Origin of the sequence: Vibrio sp. 1F263, from assembly GCF_041439035.1 — a bacterium.
GTDB classification, from domain to species: domain Bacteria; phylum Pseudomonadota; class Gammaproteobacteria; order Enterobacterales; family Vibrionaceae; genus Vibrio; species Vibrio tasmaniensis_A.
Genome location: NZ_JBGONI010000077.1, coordinates 1 through 6,682 on the forward strand (window position 1 = coordinate 1; position 6,682 = coordinate 6,682).

General features: G+C 41.0%; 3 protein-coding genes and 4 pseudogenes. 4 read left to right on the forward strand and 3 right to left on the reverse strand.

The annotated features are described in order from the left end of the window. Positions 1-157: pseudogene (locus ACED25_RS22660) on the reverse strand (transposase); the annotation flags it as partial. A gap of 3 nt (positions 158-160) precedes the next feature. Here ACED25_RS22660 and ACED25_RS22665 point away from each other — a divergent pair. Beyond that, positions 161-257 (forward strand): annotated as a pseudogene (locus ACED25_RS22665) (IS5/IS1182 family transposase); the annotation flags it as partial. A gap of 47 nt (positions 258-304) precedes the next feature. On the opposite strand, the gene ACED25_RS22670 reads toward ACED25_RS22665, so the two are convergent. Both ACED25_RS22670 and ACED25_RS22675 read right to left on the reverse strand, forming a co-directional pair. After that, positions 305-1,003 carry a hypothetical protein gene (locus ACED25_RS22670; protein WP_017082806.1) on the reverse strand — a complete coding sequence of 233 codons (699 nt, stop codon included), beginning with the start codon at positions 1,001-1,003 and terminating at the stop codon, positions 305-307. Positions 1,004-1,099: 96 nt separating this feature from the next. Next, positions 1,100-1,306 (reverse strand): annotated as a pseudogene (locus ACED25_RS22675) (transposase); the annotation flags it as partial. Positions 1,307-1,534: 228 nt separating this feature from the next. Here ACED25_RS22675 and ACED25_RS22680 point away from each other — a divergent pair. The 3 genes and pseudogenes from ACED25_RS22680 (at position 1,535) to ACED25_RS22690 (ending at position 6,370) form a co-directional block, all read left to right on the forward strand. Beyond that, positions 1,535-2,444: pseudogene (locus tag ACED25_RS22680) on the forward strand (IS5 family transposase). A 224-nt stretch (positions 2,445-2,668) separates the two neighbouring features. Next, positions 2,669-4,282: a methyl-accepting chemotaxis protein gene (locus tag ACED25_RS22685; protein ID WP_017096405.1), complete on the forward strand. Its 1,614-nt coding sequence runs from the start codon at positions 2,669-2,671 to the stop codon at positions 4,280-4,282. 249 nt (positions 4,283-4,531) lie between these two features. After that, positions 4,532-6,370, forward strand: coding sequence for an EAL domain-containing protein (locus ACED25_RS22690; RefSeq protein ID WP_371696184.1), 1,839 nt, complete (start codon positions 4,532-4,534; stop codon positions 6,368-6,370). Positions 6,371-6,682: the final 312 nt, after the last annotated feature.

A 6,682-nucleotide genomic window follows, 5' to 3' on the forward strand; every position in this document is an offset into this window, starting at 1 on the left:
ACCAAGTATTTCTAAAACCCGCATCAGAAACGATGATCGGACTGATTTTATTCGGCAAAATACTCTGCAATTTATCAAGGAATGCTTGGTGACTTTTCGGTGAGTTGTATTGGCCATATTCAAAAACTTGTTCAAAGATTGTGATGGCTCGACCATCAAACGAGCTATTTCAAGTAGATATGACAAGCTAGAAAGGAATTATGCCAGCATGCTATCGCTGGCATTCATGTTACCGCGGGCTACCGATGTATTGCTGAACATGAGATACACAACAAAGATCAACACGCCCTAGTTAATGACCAATTTAGTTCGTTGGAGCATTTCCATACAAAATACCCGTGTCATTACCTAACACCCCTGCAATGTAATCTTTACCGTTGTGCTTAACCGTCAAGAAAACCCCGTTGTAACTGCCATTTAGCGCTGATTGCGAGCAAGAAACGGCACTTGCGTTATCTGCATTAAAGTAAGATCCATTACGAACCAATTTACCTGTAATTGTACAAACGCCATTAACGACATATGAACCATCTGCGTTAATCGTCCACGTACTACCATCTGTTGCATTGGTATGAGTACCGGTGATTTGGGCAAGAGCTAATGAGTCAGTTGTTTTATTCATTGAGTAAACAAGGTTTGACCCGCTAACAACGGCTGTTAGAGTTGCAATATTGTTTGTAAATTTAGCATGCATTAACTGAATTCTTTCTTTCACAAAAACATTGTTGCTAGTAAAAGATAGACCTCTAGTTGTCATCGATGTTTCTGTCGTGGTCGCACTATCAACAAAGTAAACGCTGTTGTTCGCGAAGTCACCCACAATTAGGTTGTTCTTAGATCGCTTTGAGTCAACAAGCATGACGGTCAAGTCAGTCGGGTTAACGTATAGGCCATTACCACTAAACGTTTTTACTGTTGCACTCGGTGCCGCTGACGAACCACCGCCACAACCTACAAGTACTACTGAAGCGAAAACACCTAAAATGAAGCCTTTGTTTTTCATTGTGATTACTCTTTATTATGTATAAAGATCTTATCATATCTAAAAATAATAAATCCCGCAAAGTTGCGAGAGAACCGGCGACGCTGACGGATCCCCTCATATTTTCCCTAGTCCTGCATTGTGTGTGAGCCTTTGATATTCGAACATTACCCATTGATATTGGGATTCGTTAATTTGATATCGCCGATGATTTCGTACCTCTCTCCCTAGACGAGGTATGGATAGAACTCGGCGGTGTTTAATGCTGTTGGCTTGGAAGTCAAGATGCCATTTGGCTTGTACTGAAATGAGGCCATTCCACCACTGATCTGCACCATCAATACTGGACGTTACGTTAAGCGACTTTGTCATTACGTTAACTACGGACTAGGTGATATAAAGGTATGAATCAGTTAGTTGATACTTAACGGTGTGCTCTTAAGAACTAAAGCTTTTAATTTTCCACTCTTGGAAGGCGTTGTTGCCTAAATCAGTTGAACCTTTTTCGAGTCTTGCGATCTGATCCTTTATGATGGTTAGAGCGGTGGTGACATGGGTAAGGCAAAAAAGAAGATAACTAACTGGGCGGAGTACAATAAGGCTCTGTGCAAACGGGGGCTCGGTTACGTTCTGGATAGATGATTCAGCCGTAGATGCATGGCGATGCAAAGCCCATCATGGTAAGCGTGGTAGAGGCTTCCAGTACTCTGATACAGCGATTGAAACTGCATTGATGATTAAGGGGATATTCTCTCTACCATTGCGGGCTCTTCAAGGTTTTATCGACTCTATCTTTGAGCTACTGGAGGTTCCACTGACGCCCCCTGACTACACGTGTATCAGCAAACGCTCGAAGACAGTTCAGGTCAAATATCGTAACAAATCCAGAGGAGCTATTCGCCATATCGCTATTGACTCGACTGGTCTCAAAGTCTTTGGCGAAGGTGAGTGGAAGGTGAAAAAGCACGGCGCCGAAAAACGCAGAACTTGGCGCAAACTGCACTTAGCCGTTGATGTAGAAACTCATGAGGCCATTAGTGCAGAAGTCAGTCTTGTAAGTGTTGGCGATAGCGAAGTGCTGCCAACATTACTCAACCCTTTACGTAGAAAGGTAGATACCGTATCTGCTGATGGAGCGTATGACACAAAAAGTTGCTATGAGACCCTGCAAAATAAGGGCAGTACTCCGTTGATACCGCCTCGAAAGAATGCGGCGCTTTGGGAAGAAGGGCATCCCAGAAATGAAGCAGTAAAGGCTTTGAAAAACGGAACAATAGCGGAGTGGAAATCTGAGTCGGGTTATCACTATCGCTCAATATCTGAGACCGCAATGTCTCGATATAAAGGACTAACCAGCGGTAAATTGAGCTTGAGATGTTACAACGCTCAAGTGGGAGAAATCATGGCGAATGTCAAAGCTATAAACAAAGTCATAGGACTAGGTATGCCTGTTCGAAACTAACGGCGAGTCACATATGGCGTCGTTGGTCTTTAAACCGATTTGATCAACAACGCCGTCGTATTGACTAAAAAGCATGCGAAACGGGGTGCCTCTATCTCCAAATTTAATTACGCAACAAAGCCACCTCAGATGACAATACTTAGGCGCACTTAACAAAATTAACCTTTATTTATAAGTGGGCATTAAGTATTATTAATAATATTAATAATACTTGATAATTAAACATGTTAAATAATGTATCTATAAAAAACAAAATTCAAATGACAATCGGTCTAGCGGCTATGCTTATGTTATTGTTGGGAGGATTCGAACTCTACATTCAACAAGAGCAGAGACTTGAAGAAAGGCATGATAAACTGCAAGCGCAAGTAGAGACTGCGGTATCCTTAGTCCAACACTTCAGAACCAATGAGTCTCTAAATATAGAAGACGCTCAAACAGCAGCAAAAAAAATATTATCAGACCTCAGATATGATGATGACCACTATTTTTGGGTAACCAATACAAAAAACAAACTAATTATCCACCCGAAAAGGCTGACTTCTATTGGCCAAGATATGACTAACGTTCGAGATAGTAAAGGTAATTATCATTGGCGCGAAATGTCTCGTATTGCCAAAAACAATTCTTCAGGTTTTTTGAGTTACACATGGCGAGATCAGCAAGGAAAAGATAAAGATAAGATTTCATATGTGTATTACATTCCAGAATGGGATTGGATTGTAGGATCGGGATTATTCATTTCTGACATCCAAGAAGATTTTCACAAAAATATCATGCAGCAAAGCGTTTTATTAGTAATTATTATGGGGATCTTGTTTTCTATTAGCTTCTTTATCAGCGATAGTATTGTAAAACCAATCGAACAATTAGTTGAAAACCTCAAGATCATCGCGAGTGGCAATTTAACAACAAACTTCCAACAGAACCGAGAAGATGAGATTGGAGAGCTAAACCGAGGCCTTTGTCAAATGCAGACTACCATTAGAGGTACCTTAATTGCTGCGCAAAGTACAGCCGATAAGGCAAGTCTTTTATCGGAAAGCATAGCCTCTTCAAGTGAAGAAACTGCTCAAAGTTTAGCATCTCAGAACTCACAACTTGAGCAGATGTCAACGGCAATGAGTGAAATGTCAGCAACTATTAAGAATGTAGCTATCAACGCCGAATATAGCTCAGAAAAAACCAGTGAATCCTCGCATCAAGCACAAGCCAGCAGCCAAAGTATGGTCACAACACTTGAAGATGTTTCGGCAATCTCCCTCTCTATCGATGAAACAACACAGTTAATGGCGACCTTGAAACGCGGTGTAGATAATATAGGCCAAGTTGTGCAAGTTATCCAAGAAGTGTCTGAACAAACAAATTTACTTGCACTGAATGCCGCGATTGAAGCGGCGCGAGCAGGAGAACAAGGTCGTGGTTTTGCTGTGGTTGCCGATGAGGTTCGCAATCTTGCAAGCCGAACTCAAGATTCTACCAGTCAAGTTCAATCAACGATTAACGAGTTACTCGCTAGTACTTCTGAAGTGCTTACTGTCATGGAAAGTAATAATGCAAGTATTAGCACCTGTGTAGAAACAGCTCAACATACAAAAGACACACTAGTATCTATGGTAGGAAGCCTCAACGAAGCTAATGATATGGTCGCTCAAATTGCCGCTTCCGCTGAACAGCAAGGCATCGTTTCAAATGAAATGAGTGAAAATGTTAGTGTGATTAATTTATCAGCAAGAGAAATTAATCAAGCTAGTGTACATATGGCATCTCAAACTCAAGAGATGGCAAGTGCTGCCGAAGAGCTTAAACAACTATTGACATACTTTAAGCTGGAATAATCCGACGCACCTTGGTCTATATCGACACCTCTCCCCCGGATATAGACCAATCTATTTGCTCGTTAATATTACTAACAGAAGGTTTTTTTCAAAACCAAAAGACAAAGTCATCAACCTACGATCGATTAACTAAGTTTACTTAAATACTTAGACTAATAACCAAGCTGTGCTAAAGACTTAAGTCTGTTGTTGCTGAGTCAAAGGTCTAGGTTGATTAAGTGTTTTTGACTGACCTCAAAGAGCAAAAAAGTGTGTTATTCACTCTACTATATTGGAGATGTAAAGATTAAAATCAATAAAAACATAAAACTATCAGTAGATTACAGTCTTTTAGATGTATTCAAGAAAGACTGTACCAAGTCACTACTAACTCCAAATAACTGTGTCTCGGTGATGACTCAACAAGAAAAACTGTCATTTTTTTTCTCTATCGTAAACCAAAGTGCAAACGCCGTTGTTATTACAAACGTTGACAGGGACATTATCTACGCCAATAAAAAATTTGAAGAACTGAGTGGCTATGCCCTATGTGAAGTTCTTGGCAAGAACCCAAGAATATTGAAATCAAACAATACCCCAGTCGACAGCTACCGCGATATGTATCGCACATTACAGTCGGGAAGTTCTTGGAAGGGTGTATTTTTCAATAAATATAAAGATGGCCCCGAGTATATTGAAGAAGCTGTTATTTCTCCGATAATGTGCGATATAGGAGAAGTTATTTGTTATCTTGCAGAAAAAAAAGACATTACAGTTCAAAGGGCTATGGAAGACAGCGTACGGAAATTGACTCATTTTGATAGTCTAACGGAACTGCCTAATCGGGCCTACTTTATCGAAGAAGCCAAGAGGATAATGGACTTACAACTAGCTAAAGATAACTGCTTTACGATATTGTTTGCCGACTTAAACCGATTTAAAGAGCTTAATGATAGCAGAGGCCACCTTGCTGGTGATACGGCGCTAAAAGAGGTAGCTAGACGGATTGAAAACGCACTTCCGTCTGGTGATTTAGCAGCTAGAGTTGGAGGGGATGAGTTTGTTGTGATTCATCGAAAAGCGACACAAGAAAGCACTGCGCATTTAGCTGCCCAATTGGTAGCGGCACTGAGTCGACCTATCCCGATAAATATAGGACAAAAAGCTTTTCTGGGTGTTAGTATCGGAGCAGCCACATGGCCTTTGGACGGTGAAACATTGCATGATGTGCTCTCACATGCAGACTTAGCTATGTACGAAGCTAAGTCGACTGATCGGGACTTTGTCTTCTACACGGAACAGATTGGCACACACTATCATCGTGAATTGGAGTTATCGCGCAGGTTAAATCAGGCTATACACGATAAAGATCAGTTTCATCTAGTCTATCAGCCAAAATTTTATACAGCCAGTACGGAAGTTGCAGGGGTTGAAGTTCTGCTTCGCTGGGACGAGCCTGAGCTTGGTATCATTAACCCTGGGGAGTTTATTCCTCTTGCCGAGAAGTATAGGATAATGTGTCCTCTCGGTAAGTGGGTCATCAAAGCCGCCAGTAAGCAATTTCGTCAGTGGCAATCAGAGGGCAGAGTGTTGCCAGGTAGAATGGCTGTGAATATCTCCGTTCAACAATTAGAGCAACCTGAGTTCTTTGAGAGCATTATAAGTATGATTTCAGAAGAGGGACTCTCTCCTTCCATATTTGAATTAGAAGTGACAGAGTCGGTATTGATGAGTAACCCAGAAAAAACAATGCGCGTGTTGCAAAAGTTAGAACATGTAGGATTCAGTATCGCTATCGACGATTTTGGTACTGGCTTTTCGTCTTTATCGTACCTCAAAAGAATTAACGCAAAGGTTTTGAAAATTGATAAATCGTTCATTGAGAGTTTGGCGACCAGCATACACGACAAAATGATAGTGAAATCTGTGGTGGACTTAGCTCAGAATCTGGGGTTATCCGTTGTGGCTGAGGGCGTCGAAACTGAGGAGCAAAGGCGTTATCTTGAAGAGGTCGGGTGCGACATGGTACAGGGCTACTACTACTCAAGACCACTCACCGCAGAAGAATTAATCCGAAAATTTACTTTTAAAACTTTGCTTAAGGAATGAACAATGACTGAGCATTCTTCTCCATTTTTAAATACTTTCTATTTGAGAGTGTTATCTGTCGTTCATGACGGTTTGTCGCAAAGTTATGAAGAAGCACAAGCGTACTGATTTTTATATGAAATTAGGCTGATTTCGAGTGAAGCTGTTCCCAAACAGATAAGCTTTCAGGATTGTCAAGCAGTCCATTTTTAATTATCGACCGGCTTTGTTGCGTAATTAAATTTAGAGATAGAGCCAACCCGTTTCGCGTATTTCTGAGTCAATACGACAAGTTTCAGGCATACCTAACCCAGTAAGCTTGTTCAACGCTTT